Genomic DNA, 23,296 nt, shown 5'->3' with positions numbered 1-23,296 from the left:
AAATTCTCCGACGAGTCTTACTCGTTCTTAGTTGGCTGGTTTAAAAGCTTCCATCATCTCGATAAACTCGTCAAAGAGATAGCTAGCGTCGTGTGGCCCAGGAGCTGCGTCTGGGTGAAATTGTACAGAAAAACCTGGTTGGTATCTGTGACGCACACCTTCAACTGACTTGTCATTAATTTCTTCGTGGGTAATGATCAAGTGTTCTGGCAAATCCTCACGGCTAACCGCATAACCATGGTTCTGGCTAGTAAAGTCTACTCGTCCTGTTGCGATTTCACGGACCGCGTGGTTAAATCCACGGTGACCAAATTTCATCTTATAGGTCTTGGCACCATTTGCCATGGCAAAAAGTTGGTGCCCCATACAGATACCAAAGATTGGAATCTTCCCTTGCACACCACGAATCATATCGAGGGCCTGGGGAACATCTTCTGGGTTTCCTGGACCGTTTGACAACATGACGCCGTCAGGGTTGAGATGGAGAATTTCTTCTGCTGTAGTTGTGTAAGGAACCACAGTCACGTTACAGTTCCGTTTCGAAAGTTCGCGTAAAATGGAATGTTTGAGACCAAAGTCTACCAGAACGACACTCAATCCAACTCCAGGAGCAGGATAAGCTGTCTTAGTAGAGACTTGCTTGATATTATCTGTCGGCAAGACTGTTGCTTGGAGCTGGTCTGCAATATGGTCCATGGTATCACCAACATGCGTAAGGGTTGCCCTCATAGTACCATGCTTACGGATAATCTTTGTAAGCGCACGAGTATCAATTCCTGAGATACCAGGGATTTTCTTGGCTTTCAAGAATTCGTCCAAGGTCATTTGATTGCGCCAGTTGCTGGCTCTACGCGCTTCTTCAAAAACTACTACTCCCTTACAGGTAGGACTGATGGATTCGTAGTCATCACGGTTAATCCCATAGTTTCCCACCAAAGGGTATGTGAAAGTCAAGATTTGTCCATTATAAGACTGGTCTGTAATGGATTCTTGATAGCCGGTCATCCCTGTATTAAAGACGATTTCACCTGTTACATCAATATCTGCTCCGAAGGCCTTGCCTTCAAAAACTGTGCCATCTTCTAATACTAGAAGTCGTTTTGTCATATAGTCACCTCTCGTGGACGCTCTCTGGCGTCTTTTAACGTCTTGTGTTTATTTTGCTTTTCTGTATGCCAGAACAGACTCTAAGATTGCCATTCTGACAAATACACCATTGGTCATTTGTTGGACAATGCGTGATTTTGGCGCTTCAACTAAATGGTCTGCGATTTCGACATCACGGTTGACTGGGGCAGGGTGCATGAGAATGGCTTTTTCTTTCAAGCGATCATAACGCTCTTGCGTCAAACCATGTTGCGCATGGTAGCCTTCTTTTGAAAAGACTACTCCACTTTCATGACGTTCATGCTGGACGCGAAGGAACATCATGACATCCACCTGATCGATGATCTCGTCAATACTTACAAACTGGCCATAGTCTGCGAATTCCTGACTTCTCCATTCCTCAGGACCTGCAAAGTAAAGCTCTGCGCCTAAACGTTTCAAAATTTGCATATTTGATTTGGCTACACGTGAGTGGTCCAGATCCCCAGCGATAGCGACCTTAAGCCCCTCAAAATGTCCAAATTCTTCATATATTGTCATCAAATCAAGCAGGCTCTGACTTGGATGTTGTCCTGAACCATCTCCACCATTGATAATGGAAGTCGTAATGGTTGGACTGGCAATCAACTCTCTATAATAGTCGACCTCTGGGTGGCGAATCACACAGACATCCACTCCTAAAGCAGATAGGGTCAAGATGGTATCATAAAGTGTCTCACCCTTATTGACCGAACTAGTCTTCACATCAAAGTCTAGTCGCTCCAATCCTAACTTAATCTCTGCCACTTCAAAGGACTTATGTGTCCGTGTAGAATCTTCAAAGAAGAGATTAGATACGATAGGTTTGTTCTCGTAGGGAAGTTGGGCTCCATTTTTAAACTCGATTCCTCGTTTGATCAATTTCATCACTTGATCAACTGTAAGGTCTTCCATGGAAACCACATGGTTCAATGCTTGTTGATTTTCTGACATGGCTACTCCTTCAGCTTTCTAAGCTTCTTCAGTAATCAGAACTCTGTCTTGGCCATCAAGTTCTGTCATCTCTACGATGATTTCTTCAGAACGACTGGTTGGGATATTTTTCCCAACGTAATCTGGACGGATAGGCAATTCTCTATGTCCACGGTCAACTAGCACCGCAAGACTCACGCGCGCAGGACGACCATGGCCGACAATGTTATCAATAGCAGCACGGATGGTACGGCCTGTATAGAGTACATCATCCACCAAGATAACTTCACGGTCTGTCACATCAACGGAAATCAAAGAAGTATCTTCTCCGCTTTTAACATCATCACGGAAAGGTTTGGTGTCCAATTCCACAACAGGAACAGTGATATTTTCCAACTGCTCCAAGCGTTCTTTGATACGATGAGCGATGAAAACACCACGCGTTTTTATCCCAGCTAAGATAATTTTATTCAAATCTTTATTGCGCTCGATAATCTCATAAGTAATTCGCGTAATCGCTCGTTTGACAGTCAATTCGTCTACAACTTCTTTTGTCTTCATGACAAACCTCCAAAAAGAAAAGTCTCCTTCTACAAGGAGACTTGAAATGTATAGCCAAGCGAGCCCTACTGTATACAGTATAGACTTCACCCTTCTACTTTATCGCGCTCCTTGCCTGCCTCACGGGACAGGTTTAAAGGACTATTTAGTTATCATTTACTATAGCACAAAGCACCCTTAAAATCAAGCAAAAACTTTTTCAGAGTCCCCTTAAACATTACTAAAATCATACAGTTGGGGATAGTGGTCACATTCTGGATTTTTGGGATGGCAGATAGCTCGTCCAAAGTAAATCATAGCCTGGTGGGCTGCTAACCATTCTTCTGGTGGCAAGACATCCATAACACGTTTCTCTACTTCAAGTGGCGTAGCCGATTTTTTTACGATATCGTGATGCTTACAGATACGCTCCACATGAGTATCCACTGCAAAAGCAGGAATCCCAAACCCCACACTCATGACGACATTTGCTGTTTTACGACCAACACCCGCTAGACTTTCTAATTCCTCTCGTGTCTGAGGCACTTGACCATCAAAATCGTCTAGTAACTGTTGGGCACATTTTTTAAGGAATTTAGCCTTATTTCGATACAGTCCCAGACGAGAAATGTGTGAAGCAATTTCACTTTCAGTCGCGACAGACATGGCTTGTGGTGTCGGAAAGGCAGCGAAGAGACCTGGTGTGGCCTTATTTACCGCTGCATCTGTCGTCTGAGCTGACAACATCACCGCAACCAAGAGTTCAAAATGATTGGTAAAATCAAGACTAGGCTTAGCATCTGGAAAAAGGGCAATAATTTCCTCTATGACATGACGGGCACGTTTCTTGGATAAAACCATCTACTCGTCTCCATCAAACAGTCCTTGCAAGCCAGCAAATGGACTATTTTCTTCTTTCTTGACTGCTTGTTGGGCTTGGTATTCATCTTCACTCATGATTTGCCAGTCATTTCCTGACACAAAACCTTGACCTGCCTCTTCTTCTGCCGTCAAGACTTTGATAGGGATATTGAGCAGAATATTATCTGCTACGCTCTCTGCAAGGTTGATTTCCCCATTTTCGATAGACAAGACCAAGTCATCATCTAGAACTTCCTGATCCAGTTGGTTGGTCGCTCCTTCCATGAAGACCTCTGTGACTGGATAAGACTCAGCCAACTCAACTGGCTCCATACTGCGGCTGGAAGCAAGAACAATGGTGTAAGATAGTTGATAATCTAAGAAATACATGCGGTCTTCGTATTGGACCTTCCCTACCGCAAGGATATCTTTGACATCTAAAATCTCTTGATTCCGTTTACGCAAGTCTGCTGCCAGGTCTAAAGCTTGTTCAAAGTGTAGACCTTCAGGCTGCTTACGAATTTCTTGAATGTTTAACTTCATATTTCCTCCATAAAGATTTACTCACTTGATTATACCATGAAAAGGCTACAAGACAGCCTTTTAAACCTTGATATTAAAATCTCCTTTTTAACATATTTACTATGACATATTTTCTGTTTAGTGCTATACTATAGGCAAGAATACATCAGAGCAAGGAGGATGCTCATATGGAAGACAAAGCACTAATCAACCAAGCTTATCAACTCCTATCCGAGTTAAATAAAAGCTACCAAAGTTGCAAACAAGGTACAGCCGATGATTTCCGTCTACAAGAACTGCTGAACAGCACTCTCAAGGAACTTAAAAAAGCGGAAAAGCTTGACAACAGTATCTTAATCGACCTTGAGAAATTTTACCAACGCACCAGTCTTCTGATTGGACTGGGGAGCCTAAAACTAAACGACCCAGCACGCACCGCTTGGCGCAACTATGACAAGTTCCATTACGAGCACGTCAAACACGTATTAACTCTTTATGGACCTGTTTTTGGATTTTAGAGTTTAGAATTTTGGATTTTCTATTGACAAAATTTCCTTAAAGGTATAGGATAGAGGTACTAATACTCGGAGGTAAGGGAGACATGAAAAACTAAGTCTATCAAATAAAGAACTTTATTTAGTAGATCTTGTTTTTGTCTCTTTTTGCATGCTCTTTTTGTACTAGATTTTCTAGTACTTTATCCTCTTTGAAAATCCAAAAAACTAGAAAGCTAACCATCTGATCCTCTTAGGTTGGATAGGGTTAGACTGACCTAGGTTGACAAGATTTTTGACATGGATAATGGCGTTTTTGACAGTGACTTTGGGCTCTACTAGATAAAGTAGAGCTTTTTGTTATGCACTATAGATATTCTAGAAAGGGCGACAATATGATAAAAATCAATCATCTGACCATCACACAAAACAAAGATCTACGAGATCTTGTATCTGACCTAACCATGACTATCCAAGACGGAGAAAAGGTTGCTATTATTGGTGAAGAAGGAAATGGTAAATCGACTTTACTACGAGCTTTAATGGGGGAAGCTTTACCTGATTTTACTATCAAGGGCGACATCCAGTCTGACCTTCAATCACTGGCCTACATTCCTCAAAAACTCCCCGAGATTCTAAAAAATAGGACTCTACATGACTACTTCTTTTTAGATCCCACTGATTTAGACTACGGTATCCTCTATCGTTTGGCTGAGGAGCTGCATTTTGATAGCGACCGTTTTGCTAGCGACCAAGAAATTGGGAGTCTCTCAGGGGGCGAAGCTTTGAAAATTCAGCTCATCCATGAGTTGGCAAAACCCTTTGAGATTCTATTTTTAGATGAACCTTCAAATGACCTGGATCTTGAGACTGTTGATTGGCTAAAAAGTCAGATTCAAAAGATGAGGCAAACTGTTATTTTCATTTCCCATGATGAAGACTTTCTTTCTCAGACGGCAGATACTATTATCCACTTACGACTGGTCAAGCACCGGAAAGAAGCGGAAACACTAGTAGAGCATTTAGACTACGATAGCTATAGTGACCAGAGAAAGGTTAGTTTTGCCAAACAAAGTCAGCAAGCTGCTAACGACCAGAGAGCTTATGACAAAACCATGGAAAAGCATCGCCGCGTCAAGCAAAATGTAGAAACTGCCTTGCGTAACACTAAAAACGATGTTGCTGGGCGCTTACTGGCTAAAAAGATGAAAAATGTTCTCTCTCAAGAAAAACGCTTTGAAAAGGTAGCTCAGTCTATGACTCAAAAACCACTTGAAGAAGAACAAATTCAACTATTCTTCTCAGATATACAACCATTAGCAGCTTCTAAAGTATTAATCCAGCTGGAAAAGGAAAAGTTGTCCATTGGCGAGCGCATTTTATCTCAGGAGTTACAACTAACGGTCCGTGGCCAAGATAAAATCGGTATCATCGGGCCAAATGGTGCTGGAAAATCAACTCTGTTAGCCAAGTTGCAACAACTGCTCAGCGCCAAAAGAGAGATTTCACTTGGTTTTATGCCACAAGATTACCATAAAAAACTACAATTGGATCTATCTCCAGTAACCTATCTCAGCCAAACTGGACAAAAAGAGGAACTACAGAAAATCCAATCTCACCTAGCCAGTCTCAATTTCAGCTACCTAGAGATGCAGCACCAAATCCGCTCCTTATCTGGTGGTCAACAAGGCAAACTCCTACTTTTGGATTTAGTGTTGCGCAAACCAAACTTTCTCCTTCTGGATGAGCCCACACGAAATTTCTCCCCCACTTCTCAACCCGAAATCAGAAAACTCTTTGCCTCCTATCCCGGCGGTCTGATCACTGTTTCGCATGACAGGCGCTTCTTAAAAGAGGTCTGTACGAGCCTCTATCGTTTGACAGAAAATGGTTTGGAAGTTGTTGATTTACAAGATTTATAAATGTTGAACATAGCAAAAATCCAGAGACGATCTCTGGATTCTTTTTACATATTTTTCAAACGCTCAATTCGTTCTGAAATAGGTGGGTGGGTGTAAAATAGTTTTTGTAGTCCGCCACCTTTCTTGGAATCATTGATATAAAGTGCGCTGCTAGCATCGTCTACGTGACAGATTATGGTCTATTTTATTTATATTGTATAAGCTAGAAATCATTTTTTTCAGCTCAAAGCATTCTAATATGACATTATCTCATATACAAAAAGCAAAACGCAACCAGATTATTGAGGACATGAAAAAGAATGGAATTCCATAGGTTGTCAGAAGTCTTGTACCTTATCCCAAATGCAAATCCCATACCTAAATAGGTGATAAAGCTAGGAATAGTATAGGGACCATGAAGATAAGCAAAAAGAAGAGATGTGGCAAACAAGCCAAAATATGTATTCTTAAATACTATCCCCTGTAACATACCTCGCATAAAGATTTCTTCCGTAACAGGTGCCAAAACACAGAGATCCACAAAAAGTACAGACCATGAGAGTGATAAACTTTGCACAGCTTGAGTTGTGTCTGATTGGGTAGGACCTAAAAAATTGACCATAATATAAAACAGGAAGAGCAAGGCGTATGAAAGAAAACATTTAAGAATATCTTTTAGGCGGATTTTCCGAATGTGAAACAAGTCATACTTTTTTCCTACATATAAAAATAATGCAAGTTCAACGAGGATAAAAAGGATTGATAGCGTTAATGAATTTGTTCGCATGATTTTCTCTGCTATACTCAAATGAATTGGCATAAAAATCAAAATCAAGAAAAACGTCATCCAGCGCTTATACATCATTCACCTCAATTATATTGAATTACATATATTATACTATTTTTGGGAGAGATAACAAGTTAAAAGCGAGATACTAAAAGCAAAAATCCAGAGACGACCTCTGGATTTTTTTACATTTGTTTCAAGCGTTCGATTCGTTCTGAGATAGGTGGGTGGGTATAAAAGAGTTTTTGTAGCCCCCCACCTTTCTTGGGATCATTGATATAAAGAGCGCTACTGGCATCGTCAACATGGTGATGCATCGGCTCGCTATTTTCCAACTTACGCAAGGCATTGATCATTCCTTGAGGATTGCGAGTCAGCTCCACACTAGATGCATCCGCTAGAAATTCCCTCTGACGGGAAATGGCTAATTGCACCAAGGTTGCTGCGAGAGGTGCTAGAACAATGGCTAAGAGAGAGATAACAAGCATGATAATCTCCAAACCATTTCCATCGCGATCATTATCACTTCGTCTGCGACCTGCGCCACCCCACCACATCATCCGTCCTGCCATACTAGACAGAAGGGTAATGGCACTGGCAAGGGCGACAGCAATGGTCGAAATGCGGATATCGTAGTTCCGAATGTGACTGACTTCATGCCCCATAACAGCTTCTAGCTCCTCACGATTCATGATAGCCAGAAGGCCCGAAGTGGCTGCGACAGCTGCATTCTGCGGATTCGAACCTGTCGCAAAGGCATTTAAAGAAGAATCCTCAATAATGAAAACACGCGGCATAGGAATCTGAGCAACCATGGCCATATCTTCTACTACATGGTAGAGGTCTGGGGCTGTTTGCTCATCAACCTCACGCGCCCCATTCATAGACATGACAATCTCTGTCGATTGAAAGATCATGGTCAGAGCGTAGATAAGACCAATAATCAAGGCAATAATCATGCCCCCAAGACCTGAGCGCATGAAGAGATAGCCAACCGCATAACCAACCAAGGCCAAGAGTAGGAAGAAAACCAGCAACAAAATCCAAGTTTTTCGTTTATTGCTCGCAATTTGATCAAACAACATCTTAGTCACCTAAACCGCTAAAGTCAACTTTAGGAACTGCCTTTTCCTCTTCAGGTGTTTGAAGGAAGTCTGCAGCTTTAAAGCCAAATAGCCCTGCGATGATGTTACTTGGGAAGCTTTCAAGTTTTACATTGTAGTTGCTGACAACACTGTTGTAGAGTTGGCGTGAATATGAAATTTTATTTTCTGTATTGGTCAACTCTTCTTGCAATTTGATAAAGTTAGCGCTAGCTTTCAAGTCTGGGTAATTCTCTGCTACTGCAAAGATACCAGAAATTTGGCGGGTAAGGGCATCACTGGCCTTCATCGCTTCAGCTGGCGAAGTTGCTGTGGCTACTTGTCTACGAAGTTCTGTCACCTTTTCCAAGGTAGAACCTTCATATTTCGCATAGCCTTTGACTGTTTCAATCAAGTTTGGGAGGAGATCATTACGACGCTTCAACTGAACATCGATCTGGCTCCAAGCCTCCTTGGTCTGCATACGATTTTTAACCAAACCGTTATAGCTAACAATCACAAAAATAACAATCAGAGCCAAAACTCCAAGAATAATCCAAGTCATAATCTTATTCCTTTCTGCTTTTAGATTACTACCAGTATATCAAATTTTTAACGAATATGGTAAAATAAGATGATACTAGAGAAGGAAACTACTATGAAACCAGAAACATTTTACAGCCTACTAGCTGAGCAAAATCTCCCACTTTCTGACCAGCAAAAGAACCAATTTGAACGCTATTTTGAGCTCTTGGTCGAGTGGAATGAAAAGATTAACCTGACCGCTATTACAGACAAAGAAGAAGTTTATCTCAAACACTTTTATGATTCGATTGCACCCATCCTACAAGGCTTGATTTCAAATGAAACTATCAAACTTCTTGATATCGGAGCAGGGGCAGGATTTCCCAGCCTTCCTATGAAAATCCTCTATCCTCAGTTAGATGTAACCATCATTGATTCGCTAAATAAGCGCATCAACTTCCTCCAACTATTGGCTCAGGAGCTGGATTTGGACGGTGTTCACTTCTACCATGGACGGGCAGAAAACTTTGCCCAAGATAAGAACTTCCGTGCCCAGTTTGATGTGGTGACGGCTCGTGCGGTTGCCCGTATGCAGGTTTTGTCTGAGCTGACCATTCCCTATCTTAAAGTTGGCGGCAAACTATTGGCACTCAAGGCCAGCAATGCTCCTGAGGAATTGCTAGAAGCCAAGAATGCCCTCAACCTCCTCTTCAGCAAGGTCGAAGACAATCTCAGCTACGCCCTACCAAATGGAGATCCGCGCTACATCACTGTCGTCGAAAAGAAAAAGGAAACACCTAACAAGTACCCAAGAAAGGCTGGCATGCCCAACAAACGCCCACTTTAAAGAATTTACAAAATCAACCTCGCTCTCGCATTTCCGGGCTCGGGAAAAAATGATTTACAAAATCAAACCTCGCTCTCCCATTTCCAGGCTCGGGAAAAATTCGTTTACAAAACGAACCTCGCTCTCGCATTTCCGGGCTCGGGAAAAAATGATTTACAAAATCATACCTCGCTCTCGCATTTCCGGGCTCGGGAAAAAATGATTTACAAAATCATTTTTTTCTGCTATACTATCACAAGCAAAGGTTTTTAATGTCATCCTGTGAGGTGACGAAGGCGCAGATTTATATAAATTTTTAAAAGATAGCTATTTTTTAAAAAGTCTTACTCTGAGGGCCTATTGCTGCAAAATAATGGGCTCTTTTTTGGTGCCCAAAAGTGAGGTTTTTATGAAACAGGAATCAACTGTTGACTTGTTACTAGACGTTGATCAACGTCCTTCTGCTGGTAAAGGTATTCTTCTAAGCTTCCAGCACGTATTTGCCATGTTTGGTGCAACCATTCTCGTTCCCTTAATTTTGGGAATGCCCGTATCGGTTGCTCTCTTTGCATCCGGTATTGGAACACTTATCTACATGATTTCTACTTGCTTTAAGGTTCCAGTTTATCTAGGTTCTTCATTCGCCTTTATCACGGCTATGTCTCTAGCCATGAAAGAAATGGGGGGCGATGTATCTGCTGCTCAAACGGGGGTAATCTTGACTGGTTTGGTCTATGTCCTTGTAGCAGCAAGTGTTCGTTTTGCAGGTACGAAATGGATTGATAAACTCTTGCCACCAATCATTATCGGACCTATGATCATCGTTATCGGTCTTGGTCTTGCTGGTTCTGCTGTAACGAATGCTGGACTCGTAGCAGACGGAAACTGGAAAAACGCTCTTGTAGCTGTCGTGACGTTCTTGATTGCCGCCTTTATCAATACAAAAGGAAAAGGTTTCCTTCGTATCATTCCTTTCCTCTTTGCCATCATCGGTGGGTACATCTTCGCTATGATGCTTGGTTTGGTTGACTTTACCCCAGTCCTTCAAGCCAATTGGTTTGAAATTCCTGGTTTCTACTTGCCATTTAGTACAGGTGGAGCCTTTAAAGAGTACAACTTGTACTTCGGTCCTGAAACAATCGCCGTCTTGCCAATCGCTATTGTAACCATTTCAGAACACATCGGAGACCACACTGTTTTGAGCCAAATCTGTGGCCGTCAATTCCTGAAAGAACCAGGACTTCACCGTACGCTTCTCGGTGACGGTATTGCGACATCTGTATCTGCTTTCCTCGGTGGACCAGCTAATACGACTTACGGAGAAAATACAGGGGTTATCGGGATGACTCGTATCGCTTCTGTCTCTGTTATCCGTAACGCGGCCTTCATCGCCATTGCTCTTAGCTTCCTAGGCAAATTCACTGCCTTGATTTCAACCATTCCAAATGCTGTGCTTGGTGGCATGTCCATCCTTCTCTACGGAGTTATCGCCAGCAATGGTTTGAAAGTTTTGATTAAGGAACGCGTTGACTTCAGCCAAATGCGTAACCTCATCATCGCAAGTGCCATGTTGGTACTTGGACTTGGTGGGGCTATCCTCAAACTTGGCCCAGTTACACTTTCAGGTACTGCTCTATCAGCCATGACAGGAATCATCTTGAACTTGATCTTGCCACACGAAAATAAAGACTAATCATCTATACACACAAAATCCACTCGATTGAGTGGATTTTTTTATTACTTACTCTTTATCTCCAGCAGTAAATCTTTCAATGAAATAATGGTCACGGCTAATAAAATCATAGCCATACCGACAAAATCAATCGCATAAAACTGTTCCTTCATAATCAGAAAGGCAAAGAAAACGGCAGAAATTGGTTCTATGGAAGCTAATAAACTAGACTTAACAGGGCCTATCAGACTAGCTCCCTTTAGGAAAGCTGTGTAGGCAAAAACCGTTCCGATGATGATAATCCCAGCAAATGCAAAGAGAAAATCTAAGCTGGTTGGTATGCTGACTTGCAAAACTCCTGTGAAGGGAATAGCCACTACACCAGAAATAACCATACCGACACCAATCACCAAAATACTGCCCCACTTCTTAATCAAAGCAATAGGAAGGATGATATAGAGGGCATAGGTCAAGGCCGAAAAGAGGCCCCAGAACAGACCTAGGGGTGTGACAGACAACTGGTCAACTTTACCGTGCGTCGCGATAAGAAACGTTCCTCCTATAGCCAATCCAATCGAAAAAATCTCAGCCAGAGTAGGCGCCACCTTGTCCTTGATACAAGTATAAATCAAGATCCCAACGGGGCATACATACTGGAGAACTGTCGCCGTTCCAGCATTGGTTTCCTGAATGGCAGAAAGATAGGCAAACTGGTTTAAGAAAAGTCCAAACAAGGCAAACAACAGCAGAGATAAAAGGCTTTTTCTGTCTTTTAAAAAAGCATAGAGTTTATCCTTTGCAGTCATATAGGATAAGACTACGAGCGCCAAGTCTGCAATGATAAGTCGCAGATTGATCAAGACTAGAGCAGAAATCCCGTGTGCCATCAGATATTGGCCACTGGATCCAGACAAGCCCCAAGTAATCCCTGCCACTACTGTATACAGAGTTCCTTTTACGGTTTTTGACATGCTTCTCCCTACTCCTCTTGACGAATCATTTCCATCACTTGATTTCGATCAACTATCCACTGAGCGCGCTCATCCTTCTCATACGTTCGATTGGATAAAAAGATAGCCGCTTCCTGCTTCTCCCGATTCCACATAATGAAGGTACCTGTATAACCCGTATGGTCGAGCCAAGCTCCTTCCAGATTCCAGGCTAGAGACCGCTCCTTATCATTTAAGGGAGCGTAATTTTGGCTCAAATCTGCAGCAAACTCATCTTTCAAGTAATGTTCCAGAAAAATTTGCAAATCCTTAACAGTCGAAAACAAACCAGCACTTCCAGCGTGTTTCCCTAATAGACGGGCTTTGGGGTCGTGAATGATTCCGGACTCTACTCCTCTCACTGTTGGTACAGCTTGCTCAATGGGGCCGAACTGGGTTTCTTTCATCCCCCATGGTTCCAAAACTTGTTCTTCTATAATCTGATCCAAGTCTTGGTTAAAGATTTTTTCCAAAAGAAAGCCCAAGAGTAAAAAGTGAACGTCTGAGTATAGAAAAGCAGGCTGACTTCGTCTGTTGAGGTGAAACATAGCTTCTCTCAATTCCTCTGCACTTAACTTGTCACGTTTGGGAATGAAGGGGTCTAAATCTGTAGCATGGGTCAGAAGCTGCCGTATAGTGATATCAGGATAATCACACTCCGGTAAAAAATCCGTCACCGGTCGATCAATATCGAATTTGCCCTGCTGCCACAAGAAGGTAAAAACCGTCCCCACTCCCACGACCTTACTCACACTTGCCAAATCATAAACCAAACCGGTCTCTGTCTTCAAGCCTCGTTCTGGATCACTCAATCCTAGATAAGACTCTTTCCATTCACCATCCTTATAATACGCAAAAGAGGCCCCGGGATATACCCCTGCCTCGATTTGATTTTCTATTTTTCTTAGAATTTTTTCCAACTTCATGCTTCTTCAAACCACAATTCAATGTTATTGGCATCTTTACCAAGGAAGAATTTTTCAGACTTAGGGACAAAGTAGCCTGTCTTTTCAAATTTCTGACGAAGGCTGGTTAGATCAAAATTCTTGACTAAAAATTTCAACATCGTCAGGTCCCAAGTGACATTGTTTTCAACAGCCAAATCTGCTCCTTGCCCTTTAGTAAAGGTGATTACTTGCGCTACTCTTTCAGGATCAAGTAAACTCTCTGTTCCTTCAGGCAAACGCAACTCCATAGAAACATCAAATTGACTCACATATTTTATACTTGTATTTGAATAAAATTCAGGGACAGTTTCCAGTGGAACCAAATCTCTTACATCATTTTCTGCATGAACAAGGATCACATCCTCTTCAGGAGAAACAATCTCAAAAGCATACCCTCGGTTTCCTTTAAATAAGCGAGGAAGAGACTTCATTTGAGAAAGAAGGGTCTCGATTTCAGAAGGATTTTCAACCTTTATCAAGAGTCTAGCTAGCTTCTTAAGACCTTCAACTTTGCGTGTTCGCATACTTGGAGCCTCTTCTAAAATCAATCTCTCAGTAGCTGTCTGATCGCCTAGGGAAATAAAGGCAGACTCTTCCAGCAAAGGTTTCATCCCCAAGATTTCAATGTAAAATCTTTCATTTAATTTTCGATTATTAACTTTCAAAGTCGGAACGATCCGAACAATCTCATTCACATTCATAAATTCCTCCAACTCTTTTATTTTAAAGGATTTTCGAATATTTTACAAGCCATATCTATTTTATTTAGAAATTCTTTAACAAAAAAACTGGGATTCCCCAGTTTCATTTCTTATAGGTAAAATAGTTTGAATAGTGCTACTGCTGCAATACCCGCTAAAATTGGAGCTACAACTGGAACCCATGCATACCACCATTTTGAATCACCCTTATGTTGACCAAGAACTGATTTTGGAAGGAGTTCGTGAAGAAGACGTGGTCCGAAGTCACGAGCTGGGTTCAAACCAGGCCCAGTAGGTCCACCAAGTGAAGCTACCAAAGCCAGCACTAGGAAACCAAGTGCCAAGTGTGCAATTCCAAGACCTGGTGCCAAAAATGGAGCGGCTTGGTTTTTTGCTTGCTCAAGCGCTGCTGTTACTTGTTCTTGAGGAATTGTTGTTCCTTGCGCTGCAGCTTGAGCTACTTGGTCATTAATTGTCGCCTGAGCTTTCGCTACTAATTCTGCACCAAAGAAGTTTTTAGTCAAACCAAGTGCTGCAAAGAAAAGAACGAATGAACCTACAAACTCATTGAGGAAGCCGTTAACAGTAGCTGCAAAACGTGATTCTTTTGTACCGTGGTCGATGCTTGAAATCGTTGAGAAGGTACCCAAGATATTGTTTGGGTTTTCTGTTTTCAAGTAGTAAGGACGGTGAGTCGCTACAACCAAAGCTTGACCGAAAATTGCTCCCAAAACTTGTGCTAGGATGTAAAATGGTACTTGCTCCCAAGAGAAAAGTCCACTAACAGCAAGTCCAAGAGTGAAAGCTGGGTTGATGTGGTTACCAGATACGTTACCAAACATCAAGGCTGGGATCATAACCCCCATACCGTAACCAACCGCGATAACGAGCCAGCCACTTTGGTGACCTTTCGTACCTTTAAGTTCAACGTTAGCAACTGCACCATTACCAAGAATGATCAAAATAGCAGTTCCCAAGAATTCTGTGGCATATTTAATAGCCCATGTAAAATCCATTTGATAGATTCTCCTTCAATTTTTTTAGACAATCTTTATTCTATCAATTTTTAGGCCTTTTAGCAATATCTTTTCTAAAAGAATCTATGGAAAACGCTTTATTTAACTTATCTTTAAGAAAAGGACAAAAGAAGTCAAACTCCTTTTGTCCTAATCGTTATTCTTGACGCTGACCAAAATCTGCAATCATCTGCTCCATCTCTTTGCGACTTGGAGTGGTCAACATATAAAGGTAATCCCCTTGTAGTTCTGCAAAGGCTGCTGGCATGATTTTTTTGACCTTGAATTGCTGGCTGTATTTGGCAAGAAGGTCCTCTTCTGAATAAACATAGTTGGCATTGGCACGACGTGATGTAGCTAGACAGTATTGAGGTTCAAACTCTGATGCTGGAAACTCTTCTCCTGCGACAATAGCCGCATAACCTCGGTAGAGATCCAAGGAGTGAGCAAAGTTATACACATCAATGGTAAAGCCACCTGCAGGACGGTTATTGTACTCAATGGCAATGTAATCGTCCCCGTCACGGAAGAACTCGATATGAAAAAAGCGTTCTCTCATTCCAAATTCTTTGACTATGGCCTCGCCATACTTGCGCAGTTTGGGATCCATATCCTTAAGCACATAGTAGGAATTATCCATCTTATAAATCATCAGATCAAGTGGTGTATGGGCATAATCGAAAGTCGTTGAAAAGATGATGTTGCCATCCTTGTCCACAAGCCCGTCAAAGGTACAGATTTCACTAGAAGTGACAAATTTCTCAAAAAAATAAACGGTAGAATGGTCCCATTCAGCCTTGAAGTGATTTACATCGTCTTCTGTCTCAAGCTTAAAGGTCGCTGCTGCTCCCACTCCGTTATCAGGTTTGGCAATCATTGGTAGGCCAATCGTCTCAACTGCTTGGTCCACATCTGCTTCAGTCTGGATAACAGTACCAGGTACCACAGGGACACCTGCTTTTTTGAAAAGTTTCTTCATCTCAGACTTAAACTTGGTCTTTTTGAGATCCTCTGGTTTGGCACCAAAGACATTGAATTGCTCTCTGAGTGTTGCGTCCAGCTCAAGCCAGTATTCATTGTGGGACTCGATGCGGTCGATTGGTCCATGCTTGTAGAAAAGAAAAGCTACTGCACGTTTGACTTCGTCTATGTTTTCAAGATTGTCCACACGGAAATACTCGGTCAGGCTATTGCGCAAAGGTTCATCTAGTTGTTCGTAAGGTTCTTGACCAATCCCCAAGACTGTAATGCCTTTATTGGCTAGCTCGATGGTAAATTGTTGGAAGTTTTGCGGATAGTAGGGAGAAATAACAAGGTAATTCATAGGCGACTCCTTTTATAGATACAGGTGTCCAAGAAAATAGGGCATTTGTTTACGCCACCATTCCCAGTCGTGGGCAACATCGTGTCCCCATTCAGCAAACCAGGCTGGAATTTGTTTCTGGTCAAAGGCTTCTTTAAGCTTGTAGAAAGATGGTAGACCGTCTTGTTCCCAGGCACCAAAGCCCGTACAAACGACAATCTCCGCCTGACGGTAACGATCAATAAACCAGCCGTCGTTTTGATTCCATATATAATCTACAGGTGAGTTTTGGTAAATGGCATCATCATTGTAGTAATCGCCAACGAAGAAACGTGCATCGTAAACACCGCTGAGGGCAATCACCTTGGTAAAGACATCTGGATGCTGGAGAAAGAAATTGAGTGCATGGTAGGCTCCCATCGAACAACCCGTCGTCATCATGCCATCAAACCAACCTGTTTTATGCTTGATAAAAGGAATGGCCTCCTCAATCACATAGCGTTCGTAGGCACGATGCATCTCCGCCTGGTCATGACCATTTTTCCAAGTGGCCAGCCAGCTCTCACTGTCCACACTGGAGAGAGTAAAGAACTGGACACGACCTTCCTCGATAAAGGAAGCACAGGCATCAATCATGCCAAAATCATAGTATTCGTTGTGACTGCCACCAGATGAAGCAAAAACAACAACTGGAATCCCAGCATGTCCATAACGGTTGAGGTACATTTCACGGTTGAGATTGCCGCTCCAGTGGCTAAGGTTTTCAATATGCATTGGCTTTCTCCTTTCCTAACTTACCATTTCTCTGCAAAAAATCGGAGACAGTCTGGTAAATTTTCCGACCATGGAATCTCACTATGGATAGCACCAGACTGAACTTTCAAGACAAGATTATCCAAGCCTACTCCACCTGCAATCAAATCACGGTAATAGCGAAGCGACGAGTCGATATAGGCTTGTTTAATATTGCCAGCCATCAAGGTCTTGTCCGTATCGTCTGCTTCTTCTGTTCCTACATAGATGAAAATGCGCTGTTCAGGCGTCAATTTCTTGCGCTCGATATAGCGGTTAAAGGCTTCTTGGTGAAGCCAGTTGGCAGATGAGAAGACACCTAGACAACCAATTCGGTCTTGGTACTCTAGTCCGATAAACTGGGTAATATTGCCTCCTAGTGACGAACCAATCATAGCCGTATGCTGGCGATCAGCTTTGGTACGATAGGTTTCATCGATAAAAGGCTTGACCACCTCCATGACAAACTCAGCATACTCCACACCCTTACCGCCAAACTGCTGCCCTGGGATAGGAGATTCTTGAAACTTCCAAGCCGCATACTCATTCATCCTCCCCATACCATCATTATCTATGGCAACGACAATCATGCGACTGATGTCAGGATTTCGCTTAATGGCCGGAATGATCTTCCAAGAGTGTCCGATATAGGACTCCTTGCTGTAAAAGACATTTTGCCCATCATGAAAGTAAACTACAGGATAAAAACGGTCTGTGTCCTTCTCGTAGTCCTTTGGCAGAAGCACACGCACACGACGCTCTTTTCCAGTATAAGGCACCTTGAGTTTGTGTTCTTTCATTTTTAAGTAAAAGTAGGAATGATTCATTGTCAGAAAACTCTCTATATTCAAAATTTTATCTCATTATACCATAAAAATAGAAAAAAAGTCAGTAATTGTCCATTTTAAGGATAAATAACTAACTTTTTCATTTATTTTTTTGAATTCTTCTGGATTTTATAATTAGAGGAGATTGTCAATTAACTCATCGACAGCATCTTTTTCAACCTGGGGAGTGATTTCAGTAATCATAATCCCAGCCACTGCTCGCTCAACCAAGCCTTCAACATCCATGCGTTTTTCATACTGCTCTGCATTCTCTATCTTAGGATTTGTCTTGGGACGGTCAGGCGCAAAAATTGTACAACAGTCCTCAAAAGGCTGGATTGAAATTTCAAAAGTATCGATTTCCTGCGCGATATCAATGATTTCCAACTTGTCCATCGTAACCACGGGACGAATGATAGGAGTGCTGGTCACAGCGTTGATAGTCTGCATGCTTTCCAAAGTTTGGCTAGCTACTTGGCCAAGACTTTCCCCATTGATGATAACTAAACCATTTCGTACCTCACGAATACGGTCGGTAATCCGCATCATAAAACGACGGGTCAAGGTCATGAGGTAGGCTTCTGGCGCCTTAGCCTTGATTTCTTCTTGAATCTCTGTAAAAGGCACCTCAATAAACTGGATATTGCCCCCAAACTTGGTCAATTTCCGAGTCAAATCGTGGGCTTTCTTGAGGGCACCTGGACTGGTGTAAGGTGGGCTAGCAAAGTGGACGGCTTCAATATCAACCCCACGTTTAAGAGCTAGATAACCTGCTACAGGTGAGTCAATCCCTCCTGACAACATGAGCATACCTTTACCAGAACTTCCCACAGGTAATCCTCCTGCTCCACGAAAGGTTTCATAGGAAAGATAGGCAGCCTCTTCACGAATCTCAACCTGAAGATTAATATCTGGATTTTTCATCTGAGCTTGTACGTTTGGAATAGCCTCGAAAACAGCTCCACCAAGAGTTTGATTCAGTTCACGACTATCTAATTCAAAGTTGTGGTCGCTACGCTTACTAGTGATTTTAAAGGTCATCCCTTCCTTGTAGATTTCCTTCATAATCTCTTGGACAGCAGACTTCAGAACGTCCACTGACTTTTCAATCTTATACACAGGAGAAAAGTTTTGAATCCCAAAGACTTGTTTGAGCGATTCTGCAACTGCTGTATAATCAGCTCCATTGAGGTAAGCGTGGGCACGGTCGCGATCTGCGGTTACCTTAACTTGGGGATAGATGGACAAAACGTCCGAAATATTATTACGAAGTTTATTGATGAAACGCATACGATTTTTGTGTTTGGTTGATAATTCTCCGTAACGAATCATAATTTCTGAATACTGCATAAATGCTCCTATCTTACTTTTCTAGTTTGATTGTAAATTAATTTTAGCTTGGTCAAAAACTGCTCGACCTGACTCATATCATTTTCCAAGTCTAGGCTTAGACGCACAGCTGACTGTGCCTTATCCTTTTCCACTCCCATTGCAATCAAGGTCCCCGCAGGTTTTCCTGCCTTGGACGAACAAGCAGAGGTTGTGGAAATGAAAATGTCATAGTCTTCAAAAGCGTGAACAATGACTTCACCACGAACACCTTTAATCCCAAAAGTCAGGATATGAGGGGCAAAGTCTTCCTCATCTGAAAAGACAAAAATATCTGGATAATCCAGAAGGGCTTGGCGAATGACTGCCTTCATCTGCCCCGTCTTGCTAGTAAAGACAGCTAACTTTTCCATAGACAAACGGAGGGCCTTGGCTGTTGCTGCGATCCCTGCCACATTTTCAGTTGTCGAACGATAGTCTCCCTCTTGACCGCCACCTGTTAAAAGAGGCATGATCCTCTTACCAGACTTGATATAGACAAATCCAACACCTCTGACACCATGAAACTTATGACTTGAGAAGGTCGCGAAATCCACTCGATCTGTCAGATAGTTTTCAGTCGGAATTTTAGCAAGTGCCTGAACCGCATCAACGTGGAAGGAAATGGTCGGCTTATCTGCCAAAAGTTCTGAGATAGCCTCAATAGGCTGGATAGAGCCAATTTCGTTGTTAACTGCCATGATGGAGACGAGAGTCGTATCAGGACGTATCAAATCTGCTAATGCTTCAACATCCACAAATCCTCTGCTATCAACTGGAGCAAAATCTATCTCAAAACCTTGACTTTTCAGCCAAAGGGCTGACTCCTTGACTGCTGGATGTTCAATAGTTGATACGATGATGTGCTTGCCAAACTGGGCTTTTTCAAAGGCCACCCCCTTGATGACCCAGTTATCTCCTTCTGTACCACCTGAGGTAAAGAAGAATTCATCACTCTTCTTCCCAATCAAATCTGCAATTTGCTGCCGGGAAGCATCTAAAATTCGTGTTGCCTGATCTCCCAAACGATGGAGACTAGATGGATTTCCTACAATTTTTGAAGCGACCTGCATGTAAGTTTCAAGTGCTTCAGGATAAGGCTTGGTTGTCGCCGAATTATCAAAGTAGATCATGTTTTCTCACGCTTTCTAAAATCACTCCTTCTATTGTATCACGAAAAGAGACCTGCGACAAGAAAGGGAGTTTTCTCTTTTTTTAAGATTTTTTTAAAGAAATGAGGTATAATAAATCATAATTAAAGGAGAGTATCATGTCTAACTATCGTAGAACTTCAAAACCAAAAACAGAACACATCAAAAAGGGATTTACTGTCTTTCAAAAAACGATTGCTACCATCGGTAGTATCCTTGGCCTCATCACCGCTACTATCACCATTATGAACGCCATGGATAATAACAAAAACAACAAAAAAGAACCGACGACAACCCAAACAACTGTTGTCAAGGAGATTCAAAAGGAATCCCCTCAGGAAAATACTACACCTAACAGGGACAACACTTCCACTAAAGAAAATACCACGCAAGAAGAAACTTCTCAATCCAATAAAAAAGAGGAGAAAAAAGAAGAGCAGAAAACAACAACTCAGGATTCTTCTACACCTTCCTCAACAAAAGAAACAAGCGATAATGGAACACAGTCAAATACGACGAGTTCTGAAACTAAAACGAACCAGTAATCACCAAAATAGCTTCTTTCCAAATTTGGAAAGAAGCTATTTTTTATTGTTGCAATACTTTTCGTGGTTTGGTTCCCTCAGCTGGACCGATGACACCTGCCATTTCGAGTTCTTCCATAAGGCGGGTCGCACGATTAAATCCAACTGACAAACGACGCTGAATCATTGAAGCGCTAGCTTTCTGGGTTTCGATAACCAAAGCCTTAGCTTCTTCAAAAAGCGGATCGCCACCAGCTTCACCATCAGAAAAATCTCCTTCATTTTCAGGAACATCTCCTGGGTCAAAGCTGTCATCGTAGTCCGCATCTGCCTGAGCCTTGATGAAGTTTACGATACGTTCAACATCATCATCCGAGATAAAGGAACCTTGCAGACGGACTGGATGATTTTCATCAATTGGTTTAAAGAGCATATCTCCTCGACCAAGCAGTTTTTCTGCTCCATTCTCATCCAAGATGGTTCGTGAATCTGTACCTGATGAGACTGCAAAAGCCACACGAGATGGGACATTGGCTTTGATAAGACCAGAGATAACATCAACCGATGGACGCTGCGTTGCGAGAATCATGTGAATCCCTGCGGCACGCGCTTTCTGTCCGAGACGAATAATGGCATCTTCCACTTCCTTGCTAGCCACCATCATGAGGTCTGCCAACTCATCCACAATGACAACAATCAAAGGCAGCGGTACTTGTTTGTACTCAGATTGGCTATTAAATTCCTCAACCTTGGCATTGTAACCAGCGATATTTCGCACACCAACCTTGGCAAAGAGTTCGTAACGGTTTTCCATCTCATCCACAACCTTTTGCAGGGCCTTGCTGGCCTTGCGTGGATTGGTCACAACTGGGATCAAGAGATGAGGAATGTCGTTGTAAACTGATAGCTCAACCATCTTTGGATCCACCATCATAAACTTGACTTGGTCTGGTCTTGCTTTCATCAGAATGCTAGCAATAATACCGTTAACTGCGACTGATTTCCCTGATCCCGTCGAACCTGCAACGAGTAGGTGGGGCATCTTGGAAAGGTCAAAGGTGCGGGCAGTTCCATTGACAGCCTTACCCAGAGGAATTTCGAGGAGATTTTCTGGTTTAGTCTGAGACTGTTCCCAGAGTTCTCGGAAGGAAACAGTCGCGATTTCTGAGTTAGGAACCTCAATTCCGACTAAGGATTTACCAGGTATTGGTGCCTCAATCCGGACGTCCTTGGCCGCCAGAGCTAGCGCTAAGTCATCTGCCAGATTGGAAATGCGGTTAACCCGTACACCAACTGCTGGCTTGACTTCATACTTGGTAACTGATGGTCCTATTTCAGCCCGTTCCACCGTCACCTTGATACCAAAGCTAGCAAAGGTTTCTTCTAAAATTTTGATATTTTCTCGAACAATCTTCTTTTCCTTGGACTGATCTTTGGGTTTATCTGGCGCAAAGAGTTGCAAGCTTGGCAGTTTGTATTCGAGAGCTTCTTTGGCAGAAAAATCAACCTGCACCTCTTCATCCTCAAAGTCTTCTTCCACATCTGGAACGTCAAAATCAGTTTGAGGGAGGATAATCTCCGGTTCGATCCACTCTTCCTCAGGAATTTGGGGGAAATCGTAGTCTGGTACCTCTGATAAGATTTCTCCCGTTTCAGGATCTACAGGAGGAAGCGGTAATGCATCCTGTTCTTCTTGTTCTCTCTGAATTCTGGCGGCTTCTTCAGCTTCTTGACGAGCCTTCTCTTCTTCTCTCTTGATGAAGCGTTCCTGTTTTCTCTGTTCCTGTTTTTCTATGAAGGATCTGAACTGAGCTCCAATAAAGGCTGCAACATCATAAATAGACCAGGGACTAACCAAGAGTGCCCCAACTAGAATCAAGAGAACTCCAATAAAGTACGATCCGATATTGGAGAAAAGAAAGGATATGGGGATATAGAGTCCAACACCAAGCAGGCCTCCACCAGCAAAGCTAGTCACCCGCATACCAGTCAGGTCCGTCATAACTTGAGACAGGGTCCCTTTTAGGACTGACTGCTCCAAGCCATATTTCCATACCAAGTAGGCCTCAAAAATCAAGAGTAAGCCAGCAAAGATACAGAGAAATCCTGACAGAAGTCCCTCTTGCTTGCGGATCCATTTAAAAAGAAAAAGATAGATGAGGAGACCACCTATGGCCACATAGGCCAAACTTCCGACCACCAGTCGAATGAGATTGTAAAGAGTGACACCTGCTGCACCGAGTTTGAGGGCTGCAATAATTAACAATAAGGCAATTCCTAAGGAAATTAGCATCCTCTGGATAGCCTGTTTTCTTTCAAGTTCTGCTTTAGACGGTCTCCGTCTTGTTTTTGTAGTATTCTTGTTTGCCATTCTTCTATTATACCATAATTCACAGCCATTTCGAATAGA

Annotated in this window: 23 protein-coding genes and 1 pseudogene; 5 read left to right on the top strand and 19 right to left on the bottom strand. The window is 42.5% G+C overall.

Annotated features, from left to right (window positions below):
- Positions 1-27 precede the first annotated feature (27 nt).
- The 5 genes from HMPREF2655_RS06330 to HMPREF2655_RS06310 form a co-directional block, all read right to left on the bottom strand.
- Positions 28-1,107: a carbamoyl phosphate synthase small subunit gene (locus HMPREF2655_RS06330; RefSeq protein WP_070838192.1), complete on the bottom strand. Its 1,080-nt coding sequence runs from the start codon at positions 1,105-1,107 to the stop codon at positions 28-30.
- A 48-nt stretch (positions 1,108-1,155) separates the two neighbouring features.
- On the bottom strand, positions 1,156-2,079 hold the full coding sequence (locus tag HMPREF2655_RS06325; RefSeq protein ID WP_070838190.1) for an aspartate carbamoyltransferase catalytic subunit: 924 nt from the start codon (positions 2,077-2,079) through the stop codon (positions 1,156-1,158).
- A gap of 18 nt (positions 2,080-2,097) precedes the next feature.
- On the bottom strand, positions 2,098-2,619 hold the full coding sequence (gene pyrR / locus HMPREF2655_RS06320; RefSeq protein ID WP_000850018.1) for a bifunctional pyr operon transcriptional regulator/uracil phosphoribosyltransferase PyrR: 522 nt from the start codon (positions 2,617-2,619) through the stop codon (positions 2,098-2,100).
- 210 nt (positions 2,620-2,829) lie between these two features.
- Positions 2,830-3,459: an endonuclease III gene (nth, locus tag HMPREF2655_RS06315; RefSeq protein ID WP_000244437.1), complete on the bottom strand. Its 630-nt coding sequence runs from the start codon at positions 3,457-3,459 to the stop codon at positions 2,830-2,832.
- Positions 3,460-4,002, bottom strand: a complete 543-nt coding sequence (locus HMPREF2655_RS06310) for a YceD family protein (protein ID WP_070838188.1) — start codon at positions 4,000-4,002, stop codon at positions 3,460-3,462. It abuts the gene before it with no gap.
- A 167-nt stretch (positions 4,003-4,169) separates the two neighbouring features.
- Here HMPREF2655_RS06310 and HMPREF2655_RS06305 point away from each other — a divergent pair, with 167 nt between their 5' ends.
- On the top strand, positions 4,170-4,499 hold the full coding sequence (locus tag HMPREF2655_RS06305) for a helicase BlpT (protein ID WP_070838186.1): 330 nt from the start codon (positions 4,170-4,172) through the stop codon (positions 4,497-4,499).
- Between the two features lie 338 nt (positions 4,500-4,837).
- Entirely contained in the window at positions 4,838-6,397 is a 1,560-nt protein-coding gene (locus tag HMPREF2655_RS06300) for an ATP-binding cassette domain-containing protein (protein ID WP_070838182.1), read from the top strand.
- Between the two features lie 44 nt (positions 6,398-6,441).
- Here HMPREF2655_RS06300 and HMPREF2655_RS10060 read toward each other — a convergent pair.
- The 4 genes and pseudogenes from HMPREF2655_RS10060 to HMPREF2655_RS06285 form a co-directional block, all read right to left on the bottom strand.
- Positions 6,442-6,564: pseudogene (locus HMPREF2655_RS10060) on the bottom strand (zinc metalloprotease HtpX); the annotation flags it as partial.
- Between the two features lie 77 nt (positions 6,565-6,641).
- Positions 6,642-7,238: a CPBP family intramembrane glutamic endopeptidase gene (locus tag HMPREF2655_RS06295; RefSeq protein ID WP_070838180.1), complete on the bottom strand. Its 597-nt coding sequence runs from the start codon at positions 7,236-7,238 to the stop codon at positions 6,642-6,644.
- Between the two features lie 110 nt (positions 7,239-7,348).
- Complete coding sequence (gene htpX / locus HMPREF2655_RS06290; RefSeq protein ID WP_049501339.1) at positions 7,349-8,248, bottom strand: zinc metalloprotease HtpX; 900 nt, start codon at positions 8,246-8,248, stop codon at positions 7,349-7,351.
- 1 nt (position 8,249) lies between these two features.
- Complete coding sequence (locus tag HMPREF2655_RS06285) at positions 8,250-8,810, bottom strand: LemA family protein (protein ID WP_049479068.1); 561 nt, start codon at positions 8,808-8,810, stop codon at positions 8,250-8,252.
- Between the two features lie 93 nt (positions 8,811-8,903).
- Between HMPREF2655_RS06285 and rsmG the strand changes: the two genes are divergently transcribed.
- Both rsmG and HMPREF2655_RS06275 read left to right on the top strand, forming a co-directional pair.
- Positions 8,904-9,617, top strand: a complete 714-nt coding sequence (rsmG, locus tag HMPREF2655_RS06280) for a 16S rRNA (guanine(527)-N(7))-methyltransferase RsmG (RefSeq protein WP_000801955.1) — start codon at positions 8,904-8,906, stop codon at positions 9,615-9,617.
- A 388-nt stretch (positions 9,618-10,005) separates the two neighbouring features.
- The gene (locus HMPREF2655_RS06275) at positions 10,006-11,289 is read left to right on the top strand and encodes a uracil-xanthine permease family protein (protein WP_070838178.1); all 1,284 of its coding nucleotides are present in this window, start codon (positions 10,006-10,008) and stop codon (positions 11,287-11,289) included.
- Between the two features lie 44 nt (positions 11,290-11,333).
- Here the strand turns inward: HMPREF2655_RS06275 and HMPREF2655_RS06270 are convergent, their stop codons facing one another.
- From HMPREF2655_RS06270 to HMPREF2655_RS06230, 9 genes are all read right to left on the bottom strand, one after another.
- Positions 11,334-12,239, bottom strand: a complete 906-nt coding sequence (locus HMPREF2655_RS06270; protein ID WP_070838176.1) for a DMT family transporter — start codon at positions 12,237-12,239, stop codon at positions 11,334-11,336.
- Positions 12,240-12,247: 8 nt separating this feature from the next.
- Positions 12,248-13,183, bottom strand: coding sequence for a serine hydrolase domain-containing protein (locus HMPREF2655_RS06265; protein WP_070838174.1), 936 nt, complete (start codon positions 13,181-13,183; stop codon positions 12,248-12,250).
- Positions 13,180-13,905: a CppA N-terminal domain-containing protein gene (locus tag HMPREF2655_RS06260; RefSeq protein WP_070838172.1), complete on the bottom strand. Its 726-nt coding sequence runs from the start codon at positions 13,903-13,905 to the stop codon at positions 13,180-13,182. The genes HMPREF2655_RS06265 and HMPREF2655_RS06260 overlap by 4 nt, the downstream gene beginning before the upstream one ends.
- A 110-nt stretch (positions 13,906-14,015) precedes the next feature.
- The gene (gene gla / locus HMPREF2655_RS06255; RefSeq protein WP_070838170.1) at positions 14,016-14,921 is read right to left on the bottom strand and encodes an aquaglyceroporin Gla; all 906 of its coding nucleotides are present in this window, start codon (positions 14,919-14,921) and stop codon (positions 14,016-14,018) included.
- Between the two features lie 157 nt (positions 14,922-15,078).
- A complete protein-coding gene (locus HMPREF2655_RS06250; protein ID WP_070838168.1) occupies positions 15,079-16,245 on the bottom strand; it encodes an ATP-grasp domain-containing protein in 1,167 nt (388 codons plus the stop codon).
- A gap of 12 nt (positions 16,246-16,257) precedes the next feature.
- Positions 16,258-16,998: an esterase family protein gene (locus HMPREF2655_RS06245; RefSeq protein ID WP_070838165.1), complete on the bottom strand. Its 741-nt coding sequence runs from the start codon at positions 16,996-16,998 to the stop codon at positions 16,258-16,260.
- A gap of 20 nt (positions 16,999-17,018) precedes the next feature.
- Positions 17,019-17,843 (bottom strand): alpha/beta hydrolase, encoded by an 825-nt coding sequence (locus tag HMPREF2655_RS06240; protein ID WP_001016819.1) that lies wholly within the window; start codon positions 17,841-17,843, stop codon positions 17,019-17,021.
- 135 nt (positions 17,844-17,978) lie between these two features.
- Positions 17,979-19,193: a tRNA uracil 4-sulfurtransferase ThiI gene (thiI, locus tag HMPREF2655_RS06235; RefSeq protein WP_049477630.1), complete on the bottom strand. Its 1,215-nt coding sequence runs from the start codon at positions 19,191-19,193 to the stop codon at positions 17,979-17,981.
- An 8-nt stretch (positions 19,194-19,201) separates the two neighbouring features.
- Entirely contained in the window at positions 19,202-20,344 is a 1,143-nt protein-coding gene (locus HMPREF2655_RS06230) for a cysteine desulfurase family protein (protein ID WP_049477629.1), read from the bottom strand.
- 137 nt (positions 20,345-20,481) lie between these two features.
- Between HMPREF2655_RS06230 and HMPREF2655_RS06225 the strand changes: the two genes are divergently transcribed.
- Positions 20,482-20,907 carry a DUF6556 family protein gene (locus HMPREF2655_RS06225; protein WP_070838164.1) on the top strand — a complete coding sequence of 142 codons (426 nt, stop codon included), beginning with the start codon at positions 20,482-20,484 and terminating at the stop codon, positions 20,905-20,907.
- Positions 20,908-20,950: 43 nt separating this feature from the next.
- Here the strand turns inward: HMPREF2655_RS06225 and HMPREF2655_RS06220 are convergent, their stop codons facing one another.
- Complete coding sequence (locus HMPREF2655_RS06220; RefSeq protein ID WP_083321239.1) at positions 20,951-23,257, bottom strand: DNA translocase FtsK; 2,307 nt, start codon at positions 23,255-23,257, stop codon at positions 20,951-20,953.
- Positions 23,258-23,296: the final 39 nt, after the last annotated feature.

The organism is Streptococcus sp. HMSC066F01 (genome assembly GCF_001837335.1).
Taxonomy (GTDB): domain Bacteria; phylum Bacillota; class Bacilli; order Lactobacillales; family Streptococcaceae; genus Streptococcus; species Streptococcus oralis_S.
The sequence above is the reverse complement of the archived record's forward strand: the minus strand, read 5'-3'. Positions and strand labels throughout refer to the sequence as shown.

What these genes read in the sequence shown, in the direction of transcription:
- HMPREF2655_RS06225 (WP_070838164.1), top strand. Translation starts at nt 20,482, where the DNA reads ATGTCTAACTATCGTAGAACTTCAAAACCAAAAACAGAACACATCAAA.
- HMPREF2655_RS06295 (WP_070838180.1), bottom strand. Translation starts at nt 7,238, where the DNA reads ATGTATAAGCGCTGGATGACGTTTTTCTTGATTTTGATTTTTATGCCA.
- HMPREF2655_RS06275 (WP_070838178.1), top strand. Translation starts at nt 10,006, where the DNA reads ATGAAACAGGAATCAACTGTTGACTTGTTACTAGACGTTGATCAACGT.
- nth (WP_000244437.1), bottom strand. Translation starts at nt 3,459, where the DNA reads ATGGTTTTATCCAAGAAACGTGCCCGTCATGTCATAGAGGAAATTATT.
- HMPREF2655_RS06250 (WP_070838168.1), bottom strand. Translation starts at nt 16,245, where the DNA reads ATGAATTACCTTGTTATTTCTCCCTACTATCCGCAAAACTTCCAACAA.
- HMPREF2655_RS06245 (WP_070838165.1), bottom strand. Translation starts at nt 16,998, where the DNA reads ATGCATATTGAAAACCTTAGCCACTGGAGCGGCAATCTCAACCGTGAA.
- HMPREF2655_RS06285 (WP_049479068.1), bottom strand. Translation starts at nt 8,810, where the DNA reads ATGACTTGGATTATTCTTGGAGTTTTGGCTCTGATTGTTATTTTTGTG.
- HMPREF2655_RS06305 (WP_070838186.1), top strand. Translation starts at nt 4,170, where the DNA reads ATGGAAGACAAAGCACTAATCAACCAAGCTTATCAACTCCTATCCGAG.
- HMPREF2655_RS06240 (WP_001016819.1), bottom strand. Translation starts at nt 17,843, where the DNA reads ATGAATCATTCCTACTTTTACTTAAAAATGAAAGAACACAAACTCAAG.
- htpX (WP_049501339.1), bottom strand. Translation starts at nt 8,248, where the DNA reads ATGTTGTTTGATCAAATTGCGAGCAATAAACGAAAAACTTGGATTTTG.
- HMPREF2655_RS06270 (WP_070838176.1), bottom strand. Translation starts at nt 12,239, where the DNA reads ATGTCAAAAACCGTAAAAGGAACTCTGTATACAGTAGTGGCAGGGATT.
- rsmG (WP_000801955.1), top strand. Translation starts at nt 8,904, where the DNA reads ATGAAACCAGAAACATTTTACAGCCTACTAGCTGAGCAAAATCTCCCA.
- pyrR (WP_000850018.1), bottom strand. Translation starts at nt 2,619, where the DNA reads ATGAAGACAAAAGAAGTTGTAGACGAATTGACTGTCAAACGAGCGATT.
- HMPREF2655_RS06330 (WP_070838192.1), bottom strand. Translation starts at nt 1,107, where the DNA reads ATGACAAAACGACTTCTAGTATTAGAAGATGGCACAGTTTTTGAAGGC.
- HMPREF2655_RS06230 (WP_049477629.1), bottom strand. Translation starts at nt 20,344, where the DNA reads ATGATCTACTTTGATAATTCGGCGACAACCAAGCCTTATCCTGAAGCA.
- HMPREF2655_RS06220 (WP_083321239.1), bottom strand. Translation starts at nt 23,257, where the DNA reads ATGGCAAACAAGAATACTACAAAAACAAGACGGAGACCGTCTAAAGCA.
- HMPREF2655_RS06265 (WP_070838174.1), bottom strand. Translation starts at nt 13,183, where the DNA reads ATGAAGTTGGAAAAAATTCTAAGAAAAATAGAAAATCAAATCGAGGCA.
- HMPREF2655_RS06310 (WP_070838188.1), bottom strand. Translation starts at nt 4,002, where the DNA reads ATGAAGTTAAACATTCAAGAAATTCGTAAGCAGCCTGAAGGTCTACAC.
- HMPREF2655_RS06260 (WP_070838172.1), bottom strand. Translation starts at nt 13,905, where the DNA reads ATGAATGTGAATGAGATTGTTCGGATCGTTCCGACTTTGAAAGTTAAT.
- HMPREF2655_RS06300 (WP_070838182.1), top strand. Translation starts at nt 4,838, where the DNA reads ATGCACTATAGATATTCTAGAAAGGGCGACAATATGATAAAAATCAAT.
- HMPREF2655_RS06325 (WP_070838190.1), bottom strand. Translation starts at nt 2,079, where the DNA reads ATGTCAGAAAATCAACAAGCATTGAACCATGTGGTTTCCATGGAAGAC.
- gla (WP_070838170.1), bottom strand. Translation starts at nt 14,921, where the DNA reads ATGGATTTTACATGGGCTATTAAATATGCCACAGAATTCTTGGGAACT.
- thiI (WP_049477630.1), bottom strand. Translation starts at nt 19,193, where the DNA reads ATGCAGTATTCAGAAATTATGATTCGTTACGGAGAATTATCAACCAAA.